A 16,544-nucleotide genomic window follows, 5' to 3' on the forward strand; every position below is an offset into this window, starting at 1 on the left:
GTCCTGACCCCGGCCGACTACGTGAACCACATCGACAAGTGGAACTTCACCGTTCCCTTCGTCTGTGGCGCCACCAACCTCGGTGAGGCCCTGCGCCGCATCAACGAAGGCGCGGCGATGATCCGTTCCAAGGGCGAAGCCGGCACCGGTGACGTTTCCAACGCCACCGGCCACATGCGCAAGATCCGTTCCGAGATCGCCAAGCTCGCAGCCCTCCCCGAGGACGAGCTGTATGTCGCGGCCAAGGAACTGCAGGCCCCGTACGAGCTGGTCAAGGAAGTCGCCGCGACGGGCAAGCTCCCGGTGGTGCTGTTCACCGCCGGCGGCATCGCGACCCCGGCTGATGCTGCGATGATGATGCAGCTCGGTGCCGACGGCGTCTTTGTTGGCTCGGGCATCTTCAAGTCCGGCAACCCCGCAGAGCGCGCTGCCGCCGTCGTGAAGGCGACCGCCTACTACGATGATCCCGACGTCATCGCCAAGGTCTCCCGCGGCCTGGGCGAAGCCATGGTCGGCATCAACGTCGACGAAATCCCCCAGCCCCACCGCCTCTCAGAGCGCGGCTGGTAAGTTTCGTAGGACGCCCACCGTTCCGTTTTGCGACCTGAGAAAGGAACCGATCGTGGTTCACAAAGTAAAAGCTGTCATCGCCAAGGAAAAGAACGCTCCGGTTACCTTGGAGACCATCCTTGTACCGGATCCAGGGCCGGGTGAGGCGTTGGTGGATCTCCTCACCTGCGGTGTGTGCCACACCGATCTGCACTACCAGCAGGGTGGCATCTCGGACGATTTCCCGTTCCTTCTTGGCCACGAGGCCACCGGCGTGGTCAGCGCGGTGGGCCCGGATGTCACGGAAGTCGCCCCAGGCGACAGGGTCATCCTGAACTGGAGGGCGGTGTGCGGTCAATGTCGTGCCTGCGCCAAGGGCCAGCCGCAGTATTGCTTCAACACCCACAACGCCACCCAGAAAATGACGCTGGAGGACGGCACTGAGCTTTCGCCGGCACTGGGAATCGGCGCCTTCGCCGAGAAGACCCTCGTTGCCGCGGGCCAATGCACCAAGGTGGATGATTCGGTGGATCCCGCCGCAGTAGGTCTGCTGGGATGCGGCGTGATGGCCGGCATCGGCGCGGCCATCAATACCGGTGAGGTCAAGCGTGGCGAATCCGTCGCCGTCATCGGGTGCGGCGGCGTCGGTATTGCCGCGATCGCCGGCGCCAAGCTGGCCGGCGCCACCACCATCATTGCCGTGGACATCGATGCCAACAAGGTGGACATGGCCAAGTCCCTGGGAGCCACCCACGGAGTGAACTCCAGCCTTGAGGATCCGGTAGAAGCCATCCGGGCCCTGACGGGAGGCAACGGCGCAGACCTGGTGATTGACGCCGTCGGACGTCCCGAAACTTACAAGCAGGCTTTCTATGCCCGCGACCTCGCAGGCCGCGTTGTCCTGGTTGGTGTTCCTTCGCCCACCGCCACCCTCGAGTTGCCGCTGCTGGATGTCTTCGGCCGCGGCGGTTCCTTGAAGTCCTCCTGGTACGGCGACTGCCTGCCTTCCCGCGACTTCCCGATGCTGGTGGAGCACTACAAGCAAGGCAACCTGAACCTGGACGCCTTCGTGACAGAACGCATCACGATCGACCAGGTGGAGGAAGCCTTCGCCCGGATGCAGGAGGGCAAAGTCCTTCGCTCCGTAGTGGAAATCGAGCCGGCGGTGGCGCTCTGATGGCCGTCACCGTACAGAACCGGGTCACCTCCGGAACGTTTTCGCTCGACGGCGGCACGTGGGACGTGGACAACAACGTCTGGATTGTTGGGGATGACCAGGAATGCGTCATCATCGATGCCCCGCACGATGCCCAGGCCATCATCGAGCAGGTGCAGGGCCGCAAAGTCCTGGCCATCCTGCTGACCCACGCCCACAACGATCACATTGGGGCCGTGCGGGAGGTTGCTGACGCCGTTGAAGCGCCTATCTACCTGCATCCCGAGGACCTGGTGTTGTGGGAACAGGTCTATCCGGACACCACGCCGGACAAGTACCTCAGCGACGGCGATGTTTTCACCGTTGCGGGAGCTGAATTGCGGGCCATCCACACGCCGGGCCACTCACCCGGTTCCACCTGCTTCCTGCTTGAAGAGCAGGACACGGTCTTCACCGGAGACACCTTGTTCAACGGTGGTCCGGGAGCAACCGGGCGGTCCTACAGCGATTACCCCACCATCCTGGCATCCATCAGGGAACGGCTCCTGACCCTGCCCGCCCACACTGTGGTGCGCACCGGGCATGGGGACAACACCACCATCGGAGCCGAGCGCGAGACGCTGGCCCTTCTAAAGCAGGACTAAGCAGCCGACTACCGGAGTCCCGCACTGTGCGCCAAAGCGATGGCCTCAGTGCGGGACCGGACGTCGAGCTTCCGGAAGAGGTTCCGGATATGAAATTTCACAGTATTTTCGCTGACGTTGAGTTCAGCTGCGATGGCCCGGTTACGTTGGCCTGCCGCCAGTAATTGAAGGACTTCCAGCTCCCTTGCCGCAAGGCCCCATGCCGCGACATCCCCCGCCGGCGCTGACGGCGGATCCAGCGGCAGCACAACCGAGATGTCGGCTCCCCAGCCCTGCATGACGTCCAGGCTCATCCTGCCGTTAACGGCTTGCACGCGTTGGCGCAAGCGTTCGATGTTGGGAGCCTCGGGGGATAGCTCGCCCCTGCCATCGTCACGGACATTGATGAGCAGGTTCTCGCCATCGCAGTCCCACTGTGCCCGGACACGATGCACGTCGGGTTGCTCGGCGATGGCCAGGACCAGGCCTCGAACCACGGCGCGGGCGGCGTGGGCTACTTCGCCCGGCAGAGCCCTGCCGTTCGCAGGCGGTTCAATGAACTGGATATCGATGTTGCTGAAGTGCATCAGCGGCCGGAGGTCCTCGCGAAGCCTTTCGAACGCCGTGCTGACCGGTTCCTCCACAAGATCGCTGGTGCGGTCGTTGAGGGTTCGCAGGCTGATGAGCGCCTTGACGGTCATGTCGGTCACGGCCGTCCTGGCTGCGTGGTCGTCCATGGAGTTGGATCTCAAGGCCGCGAGCACAGTTTCCAAGGTGGTGGAGTGCTGATCCACCAGCTCGGCAGTTACGCGGATCCGCTCCGCTGATGCGGCGCGGGACTCCAGAAGGTACGACGGCGGCGCGTCGGAGACCTTCTCCTGGATACGGGCCGCTGTGAGCCGCCAAAGGTAGGAGAGGACACGCTCCGCATCTTCTGCCTGGCCTTCTGCAGGATCCGTCAGGACCAGGAGGGCGTTGCTCGGTGTATAGCCCAAGGCCAGTACCGCCCGCTCTTTTCCCGCTACAACAGCCGTGCCTCGCCATGGGCCCTCATCCGGAATCGCGGCCCGTACACGGTCCAGTTCCGGGATGGAAACCCTGCTGACAATGCTTTCCTCGCCCGCCTTCTTTTGCGGCCGGCCCGTGCAGTCCTCGGTAAAGATCACCAGGGCGCTGGACTTGATGAAGGGTGCAAGGGCAGTACGCAGGCTCTCTGCAATACGCATCAGGGGTGCCTGCGCGATATCTGCGACTGCGTCCAGAAGCTGCCACGGAAGGGTCCCGGTATCCGGGCGGCGTTTGCTATCGGTCAGCTGGGTCATGGATGCAGCCTAGCCGTAACGTGAGCCAGCGCGCCAACGTTAACTACCCAAAAGGGTGGTATGAACTGCTCGTTTTCGGCGTTCCGCCTACCCGAACTGCCCGGAAGACTTGTCTATAGGCCCGAAAGGCTTGACCACCTATCCACGAAGGAGTGAATGTGAACGTCACCGCAGAAACAGCAACTGCCACGAGCGCGGACGTAGCCGGCAATGTATCCCTGATCCTCGGCGAAGTCGCTGACACTACTTCCGGCATTGACTACGCTCAGTTGGCCCGTCTTGCCGACAGGATCAAGGGGGCCGGCCGTGTGTTCCTTGCAGGAGCCGGACGCAGCGGCCTGGTCCTCAGGATGGCGGCCATGAGGCTGATGCACCTGGGCCTGACCGTCCACGTCGCCGGTGACACCACCACGCCAGCCATCAGTTCCGGAGACCTCCTGGTGGTCGCGTCCGGTTCAGGTACGACGTCCGGTGTGGTCAAAGCTGCCCAAACCGCACTTGAAGCAGGCGCACAGGTTGCTGCGATCACCACCAATGCCTCCTCACCCTTGGCGGGGCTGGCAGACGCGTTGGTGATTATCCCGGCGGCCCAAAAGACGGACCACGGTTCAAACATTTCGCGCCAGTACTCCGGCAGCCTCTTTGAGCAGGCGCTGTTCCTCGCCACGGAGTCGGTTTTCCAGACCCTCTGGGACGCCGCCGACGAACCCGCTGAACAGCTCTGGCTGCGTCACGCCAACCTTGAATAGGCCTGAGTTAGCTGCTCAGTTGAGCTAGCTGGCTGGGGCCGACTCCAACTCACCAACACAACCCACAAGAAAGTAAGAACACTATGAAACTTCAAGTCGCACTGGACCTCCTCACCATCGAGGCAGCCCTGGAACTGGCCGGCAAAGTAGCCGAGCACGTTGACATCATCGAGCTGGGCACGCCGCTGATCAAGGCAGAGGGCCTCTCCGCAGTAACGGCGATCAAGGAAGCACACCCCACCAAGATCGTCTTCGCCGACATGAAGACCATGGATGCTGGAGAACTCGAAGCCGACATCGCCTTCAAGGCCGGTGCCGACCTCGTCTCAGTGCTCGGAACGGCAGATGACTCCACCATTGCAGGTGCCGTCAAGGCAGCCCAGACCCGCAACAAGGGCATCGTGGTTGACCTGATCGGCGTTGCTGACAAGGTCACCCGTGCAAAGGAAGCCCGCGCTCTGGGCGCCAAGTTCATCGAGTTCCACGCTGGCCTGGACGAGCAAGCCCAGCCTGGCTTCGACCTTCGCGGACTCCTTAACGCCGGTGAAGAAGCCCGTGTACCGTTCTCGGTTGCAGGCGGCGTCAACCTCTCCACCATCCAGGCAGTGCAGCTGGCCGGTGCCGACGTAGCCGTGGCCGGCAGCGCCATCTACAGTGCCCTTGACCCGGAACTGGCTGCCAAGGAACTCAAAGCCGCCATCCAGTAAGGCCTGTTACCACCTCACGCAACCCGCTTGATGCAGCCGCCCGGAAAGTACCCTTTCAAAGGTACTTTCCGGGCGCCTCGCTTTGTGTGCCTCACTTTTTCGGACGTCAGGTTTCCGGGCTCCGAAGGTGCGCCTGTTCCAGCAGCTCCGTGAGCCAAGGCCGCTGCGCATGGCGGAACGTCAACCCCTCCGGGAGGCCTTGGACCGTGGGCTTCGAGCCGACAATGTCGATGGTGATGCGGCCACTTCCCATGGGGGCGTTGCCGATGTGGAGGTCTCCGAAGGACGGCGGCAAAACGGGGTCCAGCCAGACGCCGCCCAACGAAATGTGGGCGTCGTAGCGCATGAGGCCCATGACCAGTTGAATGGGCGTTGTGGCAGCCCATGCCTGGGGTGAGCAGGCGGTTGGGTAAGGAACGGGTTCGCTGAACTGTTTCCGGTCGAAGCCGCAGAAGAGTTCCGGGAGCCGGCCACCTGAATACTGGGCGGCTTCCAGCAAGGCTGTGGCAATCCGTTGTGCTTCTTCCACAAATCCGTACCGCAGCAGCCCTTGGACGATCAACGCATTGTCGTGCGGCCAGACTGAGCCGTTGTGGTAGCTGGCCGGGTTGTAGGCGCCCATGTTGCTGGCCAACGTCCGGATTCCCCATCCACTGAACATTTCCGGGGACATCAGGTGCTCCACGACAGAGGGGGCCTTGTCCTCATCCATCAAGCCAAACCACATGGAGTGGCCCATGTTTGAGGCGCATGCGTCCACAGGCCGCTTGTCGCGGTCCAACGCGACGGCATAATAGCCCTTGTCCGGAAGCCAAAACTCTTCGTTGAACTTCTGCTTGAGGCGATCCGCGCGTTCCTGAAGCTCTGCAGCCAAGGTGAGGTCGCCGGCGTCGTACGCCATCCACGCCCGCGACGTATAGGCGCCGTGCACGTACGCCTGGACTTCGCACAGCGCCAAGGGAGGTTCAGCAAGGGTGCCATCGGCAAAGTTGATGCCGTCCCAGGAATCCTTCCATCCTTGGTTGATGAGCCCGTGCTCGTTGGGCCGCGCGTACTCCACAAAACCATCGCCGTCCCGGTCGCCGTAATCGCGGATCCACTCAAGGGCGCGGTCAGCGTTGGGCAGGAGGGCGGAGATAGTGTCCTTGGAGAATCCCCAGCGGCTGACCGATCCCAGGACAACCACGAAGAGTGGGGTTGCATCAACGCTGCCGTAGTACGCGGACTTTCTGCCGAGAGCGAGGCCGCTGGAGACGTCGAGCCTCACCTCATGCAGGATCTTGCCCGGTTCTTCCTCGCTGATCGGATCCACCACTGTTCCCTGGCGATCGGCCAACGTTCGCAGCGTGCCCAGGGCCAGTGACGGGTCCACCGGCAGGGCCATTTCCGAAGCCCACAGCGAGTCACGGCCAAACAACGTCATGAACCACGGCGCGCCGGCAGCAACCACTACCCTGTCCGGATGTTCCGGGTCCTGGATCCGGAGGGCGCCCAGGTCCTCATAGCTGCGGCGGAGCGTGCTTTCGATGGAGTGGTTGCTGATCTGCAATGCAGGGATCCTGGCCACCCACTCCTGCCTGCGCCTATCGCTGGGGGAGAGCTCACCCTGGCTTGGATGGGCGAACGGCACCGGCGTCCCGGCTCCATCAACGGTGGGCACCACGCTCACGCGGGTACTCCAGCTCCCAAAAGGCGGAATTTTAGCGGTGAAGCCCAAAGCCTTTGCTCCCGCACCCGCACCTTCGGCCTGGATCACGACGCTTTTTCGGAAACCCTCCCACTTGCCGCGAATTTCCAGGGAATTGCCCTCAGGAAGCCGGGTTTCAGTCCAATGACGGGTAATCCTGGCCTCCTTTACCTCAAAAAGGTCCGCGAAGTCAGACTCGACCGTCAGCAGGATTCGGCAATCCGCCGCGTTGGTGGAGTAGTTCCGGACCGTAATCTTCTCCAGGATTCCGGCTCCTACCTCGCGCAGGCGCTCCACCAGCAGCGGACTGTCCGCATATCCATCGGAACGCGGCACCCGGCAGGCAAAGAGCGCACGGTAAGGTTCCTTGGTCTCCGCCGCCAGTGGCTCAAGTGGTTGTCCGTTGACCGTCAATTCCCATTTGGACAGGATCCGGGTGTCCAGATGGAAGACACCCTGGGGTAGCTCCGGGCGGATGTCTCCGTTGGCAGCAGAAATGCAGAATGATGAGCCTTCCACCAGCGTGACCGTACCGGAACCAAGGGGCCCGGCGGCAGTATCGGCGTTCCATCCAGCCACGTCTGTGCCTCCAATCAGGGCGGAACGATGCCCCACACAAACCGTTGCACGGCTCGCCTGGATGCCGAGGCAGCCCGTATGTGTGGACGTATCCGAAGCTACGCCGATGCGGCGGTGGGCACCAGAGGCGCAAAGGTTCGATTGACGCTGTCGCCGCAGCGAATGCAATGCAGAGTTAACCTACTTTCCGGTACAGGCGAACCTCAGGAGGACTATAGTGGGTGAACAGGACATTCGCTGATGCAGCCCGGCGGCCCGTTTTTTCTTCCGCCACCGGAGGCCCCGCAATGACCGACACCCAAATCAGTAGTTTTCTGAGTGACTGTGTGGTGTTTGATGACGACACCGAGGAGGGTCTGGATTTTGACACCCTCTACGGCCTCTACATCAGTTGGTGCGTCCTCGGACGCAAAGTGCCCATTCCTGATTCCGCTTTTAGGACCGCCCTTGAACTTGAAGGATTGCGCGCCAGGAAAGATCATGGCCAGCGTCTCTACCCCGGCCTGAACATGGTGGGCCCCGCAGCCAGGGACTACGTGTTGAACAGTGTCCCCGTCTGGACGGAAACCGACACCACGGTCCCTGCGTTGACCCAAATAGATGAGGACTCGGTTCCTTCCTTGAGGTAACCCCCTGAGTTCCGGAATTGTTGTACAGCTGATGCCCTTAGGATGCCTTCCTCGGGGCATCAGCTGTATACACAGACTCGAAAGAGAGTAGTAATTTGAAGCCGTCCATCGTCTGGTTCCGCGACGACCTGAGGGTCAGGGACAACCCTGCCTTGCGTGCCGCCGTCGATGATGGCGCGGCGGTGGCCCTCTACGTCCTGGACGAAGAATCGCCCGGTATCCGCCCCCACGGCGGTGCCGCGCGGTGGTGGCTGCACTACTCGCTGGCGGCACTGCGGGACGATCTCGCGGCGCTCGGAATACCGCTGCTGCTGCGTTGGGGACCGGCCGCCCCGATGGTTCAGGAGATCACGACGACGATCGGCGCCGGCGCGCTGTTCTGGAACCGCCGTTACGGCCCTGCGGAGCGGACGGTCGACGCCGGGATCAAGACGTGGGCTCGTGAGGCCGGCATGCATGTGGAGAGTTTTCAGGCGTCCCTGCTTCATGAGCCGTGGGAAGTCACCACCAAGACGGGCGGGCAGTACAAGGTTTTCACCCCTTTCTGGCGGACCGTCTCAGCGCAGGACTTCCGGGACCCGTTGGCTGTGCCGGACGAAGGGCGAAGCTACGCTGGCGAACTCCCTGCGTACGATTCGCTGGAGTCATGGCACCTGCTGCCCACCACCCCGGACTGGTCCGCAGGGTTGCGGGAGGCGTGGACGCCCGGATCGGCTGCCGGACACCAACGGCTCAAGCAATTCGTGGCGGATGGACTCACCAATTACAGCGAAGGCCGAAATCGCCCGGATATCGATGGCAGCAGTTGCCTCTCGCCTTATCTGCGGTGGGGTGAGCTCAGCCCCTTTGAGGTATGGCATGCGCTGGCTTCCAACAGATCGGAAAGCACAAGTATTTTCGCTTCCGAGCTCGGCTGGCGCGAATTCTGTTGGCACCAGTACTTCCACAACCCGGAACTCGCCACAGCGAACCTGCGCAAGGAGTTTGACCGCTTCCCGTGGGCTTGGCCCGATAGAGACGGTCACGAGTCTGCAGCCGGGGAGCTCCGCGCCTGGCAGCGGGGCCGCACCGGTTTCCCCATGGTGGACGCCGGGCAGCGGCAACTCTGGCAAACAGGGTGGATGCACAACCGGGTGAGGATGGTCGCGGCGAGCTTCCTGGTGAAAAACCTCGGCATCCATTGGCAACTCGGCGAGCAGTGGTTCTGGGACACCCTTGTGGACGCTGACCCGGCGTCCAACCCTGCCAACTGGCAGTGGGTGGCGGGCTCAGGGGCGGACGCTTCGCCGTTCTTCAGGATCTTCAATCCCCAAGCCCAACGCCTCAAATTCGATCCCCAGGGCAAGTACATAGCCCGCTGGATCCAGGAGTTCGGCACGCCGGATTATCCGGAGGAAATCGTGGATCTCAAGACCACCCGGCAGGATGCCCTGGAGGCCTACAAGGGACTCAAAGAGGTGCACTAGCTACTGCCCGCTGATGAACAGGGCAGGAAAAACGTCCTCTGGAAATTAGTAGGAAGTCCGAGTATATTCGGTTCAGAGATGACTTGGACCACAGTCGCTGAGGCGTTCCGGCCGATTACTGGAGCCAGCCGCACGGCAGTCATTCAACGATGCAAAGGAGCATTCCACCATGGTGCGCGAGCTTTCACACTACGTAGACGGCCAGAGGATCGACGGCACGTCCGGTCGGTTCAGCGATGTCTACGATCCCTGCACGGGCGAAGTGCAGGCGCGGCTTCCGCTGGCCAACGCGGACGAGGTCCGCAACGCGATCGCAAATGCCGAGAAGGGCCAGCTCGAATGGGCGGCCATGAACCCGCAGCGCCGGGGACGCATCCTGCTGAAGTTCGTGGATCTGGTCAACGAGAACATGGACGAGCTCGCCCAGCTCCTGTCCTCCGAGCACGGCAAAACGCTTGCCGATGCCAAGGGAGACATCCAGCGCGGCATCGAGGTAGTCGAATTCTCCGCAGGGGCGCCACACCTGCTCAAGGGTGAGTTCTCGGACAACGCGGGGCAGGGCATTGACGTGCACTCACTGCGCCAACCGCTGGGCGTGGTTGCCGGTATTACGCCGTTCAACTTCCCAGCCATGATCCCCCTCTGGAAGTCGGGCCCCGCGCTCGCAGCCGGCAATGCCTTCATCCTTAAGCCCTCGGAACGGGATCCCTCCGTTCCGCTGCGGCTCGCCGAGTTGTACAGCGAAGCCGGTGTTCCCAATGGCGTCTTCAACGTGATCAACGGTGACAAAGAAGCCGTCGACGCCTTGCTTGAGGATCCGCGCGTCAAAGCCATTGGCTTCGTTGGATCCACACCGATCGCCCAATACATCTACGCCACGGCGGCGGCACACGGGAAGCGTGCCCAGTGCTTCGGCGGGGCGAAGAACCACATGGTGATCATGCCCGACGCCGATCTGGACATGGCTGCCGACGCCCTGATTGGTGCCGGCTACGGCTCCGCCGGCGAACGGTGCATGGCGATCTCGGTTGCAGTTCCCGTCGGCCAGGAAACCGCGGACGCGTTGGTGGCCAAGCTGACCGAACGTGTGAAGGACCTGAAGGTGGGCCACAGCCTGGACAAGGACGCTGACTTTGGGCCAGTGGTTGCTGCCTCGGCGAAGGAACGGATCGAAGGTTACATCCAGTCCGGCGTGGACGAAGGTGCAACCCTGGTCACCGATGGTCGCGGGCTCACCGTTGAAGGCTATGACGGCGGCTTCTGGGTTGGCCCCACGCTCTTCGACAATGTCACCAAGGACATGAAGATCTACAAGGAAGAGATCTTCGGCCCGGTTCTCAGCGTGCTGCGCGCGGCTGACTATGACGAGGCGCTCAGGCTCTGCAGCGAGCACGAGTTTGGCAACGGCGTCGCAATTTTCACCCGCGACGGCGACTCCGCCCGCGACTTCGCCAGCCGAGTAGAGGTAGGCATGGTGGGCATCAACGTGCCCATCCCAGTGCCGATCGCTTATTACACGTTCGGCGGCTGGAAGGCCTCCGGCTTCGGCGACCTGAACCAGCACGGCGCCGACGCCTTCCGCTTCTACACCAAGACCAAAACCGTGACGTCGCGGTGGCCCTCCGGCATTCGCCAGGGCGCCAGCTTCATCATGCCGGCAGGCAGCTGATGGGGGCTTTGGACACAGAAGAAGTTCTTTTCCAGCGCCGCGGCCACCTTGGCATCGTGACGCTCAACCGGCCCCAGGCAGTCAACGCCCTCAGCGCGGGAATGGTGAAAGCCATGCTCCAGCAGTTGGCTGCCTGGGCTGATGACGACGCCGTGGCAACCGTCCTGGTGCACGGCGCTGGCGACCGTGGGCTGTGCGCCGGCGGAGACATTGTGGCCATCTATAAGGACATGTTGCAGGGCGGAACGGAAACGGCGGAGTTCTGGGCCGACGAGTACCGGCTGAACTCGCTCATTGCCCGTTACCCCAAGCCCTATGTCGCCTTCATGGACGGGTTGGTGCTGGGCGGCGGCGTCGGGGTTTCGGCGCACGGCTCGGTGCGCATCGTCACTGAGCGGACGCGCACAGGCATGCCTGAGACCACCATTGGGTTCGTGCCCGACGTCGGCGGCACCCTTTTGCTGTCCCGCTCGCCCGGGGAGACAGGAACCCACGCGGCCCTGACCGGCGCCCACCTCACCGGGGCGGACGCCTTGTTCCTTGGGCTCGCGGACCACTTCGTGCCGTCCGAAAGCCTCCCTGCTTTGGCGGAGGCGCTGGAAAGCTCGACGGCGGAGGACGCCGTCGGGCGCTTTGCCCAAGCCGCGCCGGACTCGCCCCTGGCCGCCCAGCAGGAGTGGATCAATGCCGCCTACGCGCAGGACGACCCGGAGGAGATCGTACGGAGTTTGCGCTCGCTGGGGGATTCGTCGCCGGAGGCAGCTTCCGCGGCCGACACCATTGAGACGAAGTCGCCCACATCTGTGAAGGTCACTTTGGCATCCCTGCGACGCGTGCGGGGAATGTCGCTGGAGGAAGCACTGGACCAGGAGTACCGGGTGGGATTGCGCTGCCTGGCCGGGCCCGATTTTCGGGAGGGGATCCGGGCACAGGTAGTGGACAAGGACCGGAACCCTCAGTGGAAACCGCCCACGTTGTCCGAGGTGCGCGAGTCCGACGTCGAGGCCTACTTTGCGCCGCTCGGTGAGCGGGAGTTGGGGCTCGCAGTTAACCAGTTGAAGGAGACGATATGACAGAGAACGCAGCATCGGCAACGGGACTCATCGCTTTCCTCGGACTCGGCCATATGGGCGGGCCCATGGCCGCCAATCTGATCAAAGCCGGGCACGAGGTGATCGGCTATGACCCTGTGCCGGCGGCCGTCGAGGCAGCCAAGGCCCACGGGATTCCCATGGCGTCCACCGCACAGGAAGCCGTGGATGGTGCCGCCGTGGTGTTGACCATGTTGCCCAGCGGCAAGCACGTGCTGGACGCGTACCGCGGTGTTGACGGGCCCGGACTGTTGTCAGTTGCCGCGCCGGATACCTTGTTCCTGGATTGCTCCACGATCAATGTTGACGAGGCCCGGGAGGCCGCTGTCATTGCCTTGGAAGCGGGCCACCGTTCCGTGGATGCGCCGGTTTCCGGGGGCGTTGTGGGTGCCGAGGCCGGCACCCTGACTTTTATGGTGGGCGCCTTGCCGGAAGATTTTGAGACCGTCCAGCCCATCCTGGAACTCATGGGCAAGAGGATCGTGCACTGTGGCGATCACGGTGCAGGGCAAGCAGCCAAGGTCTGCAACAACATGATCCTGGGTGTGTCCATGATTGCTGTCGCAGAGGCCTTCGTGCTCGGCGAGAAACTTGGACTCACGCACCAGGCACTGTTTGATGTCGCTTCCAACGCTTCCGGTCAGTGTTGGGCCCTCACCACCAACTGTCCTGTTCCCGGTCCCGTCCCCACCAGCCCGGCCAACCGCGACTACCAGCCCGGTTTTGCGGGGGCACTGATGGCCAAGGACTTGAGGCTGGCCGTAAATGCGTTGGAAAGCACTGGAGTTGCAGGAGAAATGGGGCCGTTGGCATCCCGGATCTACGATGCCTACGCCGCTGGCGAGGGTGCCGGACGTGACTTCTCAGGCATCATCACGGACATACGCGACAAGTCTGCGTGAGAGGTTGGAACTGAACTTATGACGATTTTGGCGGAGAGGGAGAGCATGACGGAGCAGTACGGGAACATCCTGGTGGAACGCCGGGGCCGCGTTGGGTTGGTGACCTTGAACCGGCCGCAGGCGCTGAACGCGCTGAACACGGCACTCATGAACGAACTTGTGGATGCAGTCACCGCAATGGACACCGATCCTGATATCGGCGCCGTGGTCATCACGGGATCCGCCAAGGCGTTCGCGGCGGGGGCCGACATCAAGGAGATGTCCTCCAAGAGCTACATGGAAATGTATGCGGCCGATTGGTTCCGCCGTTGGGAGGACCTCACGCGACTCCGCATCCCCGTCATTGCCGCGGTCTCCGGCTTTGCCTTGGGCGGGGGCTGCGAATTGGCGATGATGGCGGACTTCATCATTGCCGGGGACAACGCCAAGTTCGGCCAACCGGAGATCAACTTGGGTGTCATCCCCGGAATGGGCGGCTCCCAGCGGCTCACCCGTGCCGTGGGTAAGGCCAAGGCGATGGACATGGTCCTCACGGGCCGATTCATGGACGCCGAGGAAGCTGAACGCTCAGGCCTTGTCTCCAGGATTGTCCCCGCAGCTGAAGTCATTGACGAGGCCGTGAAAGCCGCCGAAGTCATCGCTTCCAAGTCCAAGCCCGCAGCCATGGTGGCCAAGGAAGCCGTCAATGCCGCGTTTGAAATGGGCCTGGCACAGGGAGTGCTCTTCGAACGGCGGGTGTTCCACTCACTGTTCGCCACTGAGGACCAGAAGGAAGGCATGGCCGCGTTCAGCGAGAAGCGGCAGCCCGAGTTCAAGCACCGGTAGTTGATTGGCCCCATCCTTCGTTGTGAGGCCCGCTTTGCGCCCATGACGCGACGCGTAGCGCGCAAAGCAGGCCCCGCAACGTAGTTTTGGGATGCACGAGGATAGACTCGTTGGCACCGACAAATGGGGAGAGAACATGTCAACGGAGATCGTTCAAACCGGCCAAACGGAAGCATCCGTCCAACCGATCAACCGCCAGGCCATCGTCGCAGCAGCGATGGCAGTGCTGGCCCTCGTTGGTCTGTTCTTCGCGGGGATGGCCGTCATCGCAATTTTCGTTGTGGGCGCAGGTCACGTGGCCCTCAACCAGATCCAGCAACGTGGAGAACGCGGACGGCCCTTCGCGATTGGTGCACTTGTTGTTGGCTATGGCATCGGCCTGCTGTCCTTGGCCTCAGCCCTCATCTTCGCGTTCACTTCCGCTATTCACTAACGCTTTCTCCGTCACTACCCGGTAGTTGCCCCCTCTTAAAGAAGGGATAGCCAGGCAACGAGGTGGGGACATGATGACGGCTCGGTTCTGCGATAACGATGACTGTTTGGATGAGTGGCACTGGACACAACTCGGGGAGTTTCCTGAGCCATGCCCGGAGCAGGCTGAGGAGGCGCCCCTTACTGCGGATCTACCCCTAAGCCAGGACGTCTGACGGAGCGACGTCTGACGGGACGACGTCTGACGGGACCAGGGCCGCATCGAAGAACGCCCGTTCCAACCGGACGGCTACGGCGAACGTCTTTGCGACACGGCTGCGGTCTTCCGGGGATACAGGTTCGACGGCGTTGAACTCGTCGCATAGCCAGGTCACCCAGGCGTTGTACTCGGGATTGTTGTGCAGGCGGATCCACTCCGAATGTTTCGGTGCGGCCGGCCATGAGGCAGGATCCCCGGCTCGCGCGGCCCAGTCCCCGTACAGCCATTCGGCAACAAGGAGGACGGCCAGGACGTCCGGGTAGGAGCGGGTAGCCAAGGCGCTGCGCATGAGGGCGTCGAAGTCGCGGGTCACGATTCCAAGTGCGGGTGCGCTCCTGTCAGCCTCCGGAACGTCCAGTTCGTTGAAACAATCCTGGAAGTACGAGTTCTCGTCCGAGGCGAATGCGCCCAGTACCCGCGCGAACACCAGCCGGGAAGGCAGCGACGGAGCTGAAGCCACTGCTTGTCCGAGGAGCGCTGTGAAGGCGTCGCAGAACTGGTAATCCTGCACAAGGTAGCGCCGCAGGTCGTCATCGGAAAGGCTCCCGCTGAGCAACTGATCCACGAACGGATGATTGACGGCTGCGTCCCAATCATTGATGCACTCGTGCTTGAGTTCTTCGGCAAAGCCCACGTGTTTCCTCCTGAAGTGTCAGCAACGCACCCTAGCAGCCGGTGGCGACTTCGGACAGTACGACGCCGGCCGGGCAGTCAGACTGACTACCCGGCCGGCGTCGCTGTTCCTTGGGCTATGTGGCCCGTTCAGCAGAGTCTCCCGCTCCTTTCCGCGCGCATCGGGTCCGGCCAGTTGCCGACGAAGTCGGGCCAAAAGCCGATGTCCCGGCTGGCGGATGCCTTTGCGTGGGTGCGGACGGGGACCTGGATCTTGCGAAGCATGAGTGCCTCCTGACTAATGGATATGCCTGCGTCGGTTGTCGCAGGTGGTGGTGCCTGCCAAAGCAGGAGCCACCGCATTAGTCAGGTCGGGACCCTGGATCGTACGAAGGTTGTGGTGCTGCGCTTCGCTGGGGGTCCACGACAGGTCCAGCTCGAGGCGGCGGCAATGGTGAGAGGACCTCCGGAATGTCCGACGCCCCGGGGGCGGAAGCGCTTGAGCCGCGGGCTCCTGATGAGCCCGCAGCACTTGGCGTCAAGGCTGGATGAAGCGGCGGGTCCGGAACGGGATTCACTGGACCGGGCATCACGGCGGGCGGAATGCCCACTGGATCATGCATGGACAACGGCAGGGGGAGGCTGATGCCTCCGAGCAGAGGAGCTCCGGCTTGCGTGGACTGGAGTACGACGGCGAGCGGCAGCGTGGGAGCGCCTGCCGGGGAGGTAGTGGCTTCCCGGAGGGTCGGCACCGCAGGCGGAGCGACGTCGAGCGGGGTTGGCGACTGATTCGGCAGCGGGTCCGGTAGGGGGCCTGGCAGCGGAGGAAGCGGGTCCGGTAGGGGGCCGGGCAACCCCGGCACATCGGGCAAGCCAGGCAGCGCGGGCACTGGAAGAATGTCAGGTACTTCGGGCAGGAGGCCCGGGACATCCTCCACTGGAAGTAGCCCCTGTACCTCGGGCACCACGACGTCGAGGGGAGCCTCCGGGACAGTCACAGACGGAAGAGCGGGAACTGAGGGAACAGTTGGCACGGCGGGAACAGTTGGAACTGCGGGAACCGCCGGAACCTCCGGCAGCGGGTCCAGAGTGGAAACCACTGAGTCCACGGTGTCAGCCACAGGCGTGAGGGACGTCTCCGAACTCTGCGTGAGCGCCGTTGTACCGCCAGGAAGCGGAAGAATGTCCGTCGCTGCTGAGGAAGGTCCGGCCAGCCATATCATCCACGAAGTTGACCCCAGCGCGGCCAAGAGGAAAGGGCGCAGAAGTACGCTGCGGCGTTGTCCT

16 protein-coding genes are annotated in these 16,544 nt (G+C 62.9%); 12 read left to right on the top strand and 4 right to left on the bottom strand.

Annotated elements, in window-relative coordinates; genetic code table 11:
- From AC1DD7_RS18715 to AC1DD7_RS18725, 3 genes are all read left to right on the top strand, one after another.
- The coding region (locus AC1DD7_RS18715) for a beta/alpha barrel domain-containing protein (RefSeq protein WP_477516118.1) at positions 1 to 570 on the top strand (570 nt) is incomplete at its 5' end.
- Between the two features lie 52 nt (positions 571 to 622).
- Positions 623 to 1,726, top strand: coding sequence for an S-(hydroxymethyl)mycothiol dehydrogenase (locus AC1DD7_RS18720; RefSeq protein WP_477516119.1), 1,104 nt, complete (start codon positions 623 to 625; stop codon positions 1,724 to 1,726).
- On the top strand, positions 1,726 to 2,349 hold the full coding sequence (locus AC1DD7_RS18725) for an MBL fold metallo-hydrolase (RefSeq protein WP_477516120.1): 624 nt from the start codon (positions 1,726 to 1,728) through the stop codon (positions 2,347 to 2,349). Before AC1DD7_RS18720 ends, AC1DD7_RS18725 begins: the two co-directional genes overlap by 1 nt.
- An 8-nt stretch (positions 2,350 to 2,357) precedes the next feature.
- On the opposite strand, the gene AC1DD7_RS18730 is transcribed toward AC1DD7_RS18725, so the two are convergent.
- Positions 2,358 to 3,650 (bottom strand): helix-turn-helix transcriptional regulator, encoded by a 1,293-nt coding sequence (locus AC1DD7_RS18730; RefSeq protein WP_477516121.1) that lies wholly within the window; start codon positions 3,648 to 3,650, stop codon positions 2,358 to 2,360.
- Positions 3,651 to 3,808: 158 nt separating this feature from the next.
- Between AC1DD7_RS18730 and hxlB the strand changes: the two genes are divergently transcribed.
- Positions 3,809 to 4,399: a 6-phospho-3-hexuloisomerase gene (hxlB, locus tag AC1DD7_RS18735; RefSeq protein WP_477516122.1), complete on the top strand. Its 591-nt coding sequence runs from the start codon at positions 3,809 to 3,811 to the stop codon at positions 4,397 to 4,399.
- 83 nt (positions 4,400 to 4,482) lie between these two features.
- Positions 4,483 to 5,106, top strand: a complete 624-nt coding sequence (hxlA, locus tag AC1DD7_RS18740; protein WP_477516123.1) for a 3-hexulose-6-phosphate synthase — start codon at positions 4,483 to 4,485, stop codon at positions 5,104 to 5,106.
- 106 nt (positions 5,107 to 5,212) lie between these two features.
- Here the strand turns inward: hxlA and AC1DD7_RS18745 are convergent, their stop codons facing one another.
- The gene (locus AC1DD7_RS18745) at positions 5,213 to 7,372 is read right to left on the bottom strand and encodes an amylo-alpha-1,6-glucosidase (protein ID WP_477516124.1); all 2,160 of its coding nucleotides are present in this window, start codon (positions 7,370 to 7,372) and stop codon (positions 5,213 to 5,215) included.
- Positions 7,373 to 7,659: 287 nt separating this feature from the next.
- Between AC1DD7_RS18745 and AC1DD7_RS18750 the strand changes: the two genes are divergently transcribed.
- From AC1DD7_RS18750 to AC1DD7_RS18780, 7 genes are all read left to right on the top strand, one after another.
- On the top strand, positions 7,660 to 8,001 hold the full coding sequence (locus AC1DD7_RS18750) for a hypothetical protein (protein ID WP_477516125.1): 342 nt from the start codon (positions 7,660 to 7,662) through the stop codon (positions 7,999 to 8,001).
- Between the two features lie 95 nt (positions 8,002 to 8,096).
- Positions 8,097 to 9,467 (top strand): cryptochrome/photolyase family protein, encoded by a 1,371-nt coding sequence (locus tag AC1DD7_RS18755; protein ID WP_477516126.1) that lies wholly within the window; start codon positions 8,097 to 8,099, stop codon positions 9,465 to 9,467.
- Between the two features lie 169 nt (positions 9,468 to 9,636).
- Complete coding sequence (locus AC1DD7_RS18760; protein WP_477516127.1) at positions 9,637 to 11,136, top strand: CoA-acylating methylmalonate-semialdehyde dehydrogenase; 1,500 nt, start codon at positions 9,637 to 9,639, stop codon at positions 11,134 to 11,136.
- Entirely contained in the window at positions 11,136 to 12,209 is a 1,074-nt protein-coding gene (locus AC1DD7_RS18765) for an enoyl-CoA hydratase/isomerase family protein (protein WP_477516128.1), read from the top strand. The genes AC1DD7_RS18760 and AC1DD7_RS18765 overlap by 1 nt, the downstream gene beginning before the upstream one ends.
- Positions 12,206 to 13,129: a 3-hydroxyisobutyrate dehydrogenase gene (gene mmsB / locus AC1DD7_RS18770; RefSeq protein WP_477516129.1), complete on the top strand. Its 924-nt coding sequence runs from the start codon at positions 12,206 to 12,208 to the stop codon at positions 13,127 to 13,129. The genes AC1DD7_RS18765 and mmsB overlap by 4 nt, the downstream gene beginning before the upstream one ends.
- 45 nt (positions 13,130 to 13,174) lie before the next feature.
- On the top strand, positions 13,175 to 13,954 hold the full coding sequence (locus tag AC1DD7_RS18775; protein WP_442018242.1) for an enoyl-CoA hydratase: 780 nt from the start codon (positions 13,175 to 13,177) through the stop codon (positions 13,952 to 13,954).
- A gap of 136 nt (positions 13,955 to 14,090) precedes the next feature.
- Positions 14,091 to 14,387 carry a DUF4190 domain-containing protein gene (locus AC1DD7_RS18780; RefSeq protein WP_477516130.1) on the top strand — a complete coding sequence of 99 codons (297 nt, stop codon included), beginning with the start codon at positions 14,091 to 14,093 and terminating at the stop codon, positions 14,385 to 14,387.
- 196 nt (positions 14,388 to 14,583) lie between these two features.
- Here the strand turns inward: AC1DD7_RS18780 and AC1DD7_RS18785 are convergent, their stop codons facing one another.
- Together AC1DD7_RS18785 and AC1DD7_RS18790 are read right to left on the bottom strand one after the other, a co-directional pair.
- Positions 14,584 to 15,279 (bottom strand): TenA family protein, encoded by a 696-nt coding sequence (locus AC1DD7_RS18785; RefSeq protein WP_477516131.1) that lies wholly within the window; start codon positions 15,277 to 15,279, stop codon positions 14,584 to 14,586.
- A 340-nt stretch (positions 15,280 to 15,619) separates the two neighbouring features.
- Positions 15,620 to 16,480, bottom strand: a complete 861-nt coding sequence (locus AC1DD7_RS18790) for a hypothetical protein (protein WP_477516132.1) — start codon at positions 16,478 to 16,480, stop codon at positions 15,620 to 15,622.
- Between the last annotated feature and the right edge of the window lie 64 nt (positions 16,481 to 16,544).

Source organism: Paenarthrobacter sp. 10L412 (assembly GCF_056395565.1).

Bases quoted from the DNA above. Each gene is read 5' to 3' on its own strand.
- AC1DD7_RS18775 (WP_442018242.1), top strand. From the start codon at position 13,175: ATGACGGAGCAGTACGGGAACATCCTGGTGGAACGCCGGGGCCGCGTT.
- mmsB (WP_477516129.1), top strand. From the start codon at position 12,206: ATGACAGAGAACGCAGCATCGGCAACGGGACTCATCGCTTTCCTCGGA.
- AC1DD7_RS18765 (WP_477516128.1), top strand. From the start codon at position 11,136: ATGGGGGCTTTGGACACAGAAGAAGTTCTTTTCCAGCGCCGCGGCCAC.
- AC1DD7_RS18725 (WP_477516120.1), top strand. From the start codon at position 1,726: ATGGCCGTCACCGTACAGAACCGGGTCACCTCCGGAACGTTTTCGCTC.
- hxlA (WP_477516123.1), top strand. From the start codon at position 4,483: ATGAAACTTCAAGTCGCACTGGACCTCCTCACCATCGAGGCAGCCCTG.
- AC1DD7_RS18790 (WP_477516132.1), bottom strand. From the start codon at position 16,480: ATGATATGGCTGGCCGGACCTTCCTCAGCAGCGACGGACATTCTTCCG.
- AC1DD7_RS18760 (WP_477516127.1), top strand. From the start codon at position 9,637: ATGGTGCGCGAGCTTTCACACTACGTAGACGGCCAGAGGATCGACGGC.
- AC1DD7_RS18780 (WP_477516130.1), top strand. From the start codon at position 14,091: ATGTCAACGGAGATCGTTCAAACCGGCCAAACGGAAGCATCCGTCCAA.
- AC1DD7_RS18750 (WP_477516125.1), top strand. From the start codon at position 7,660: ATGACCGACACCCAAATCAGTAGTTTTCTGAGTGACTGTGTGGTGTTT.
- AC1DD7_RS18730 (WP_477516121.1), bottom strand. From the start codon at position 3,650: ATGACCCAGCTGACCGATAGCAAACGCCGCCCGGATACCGGGACCCTT.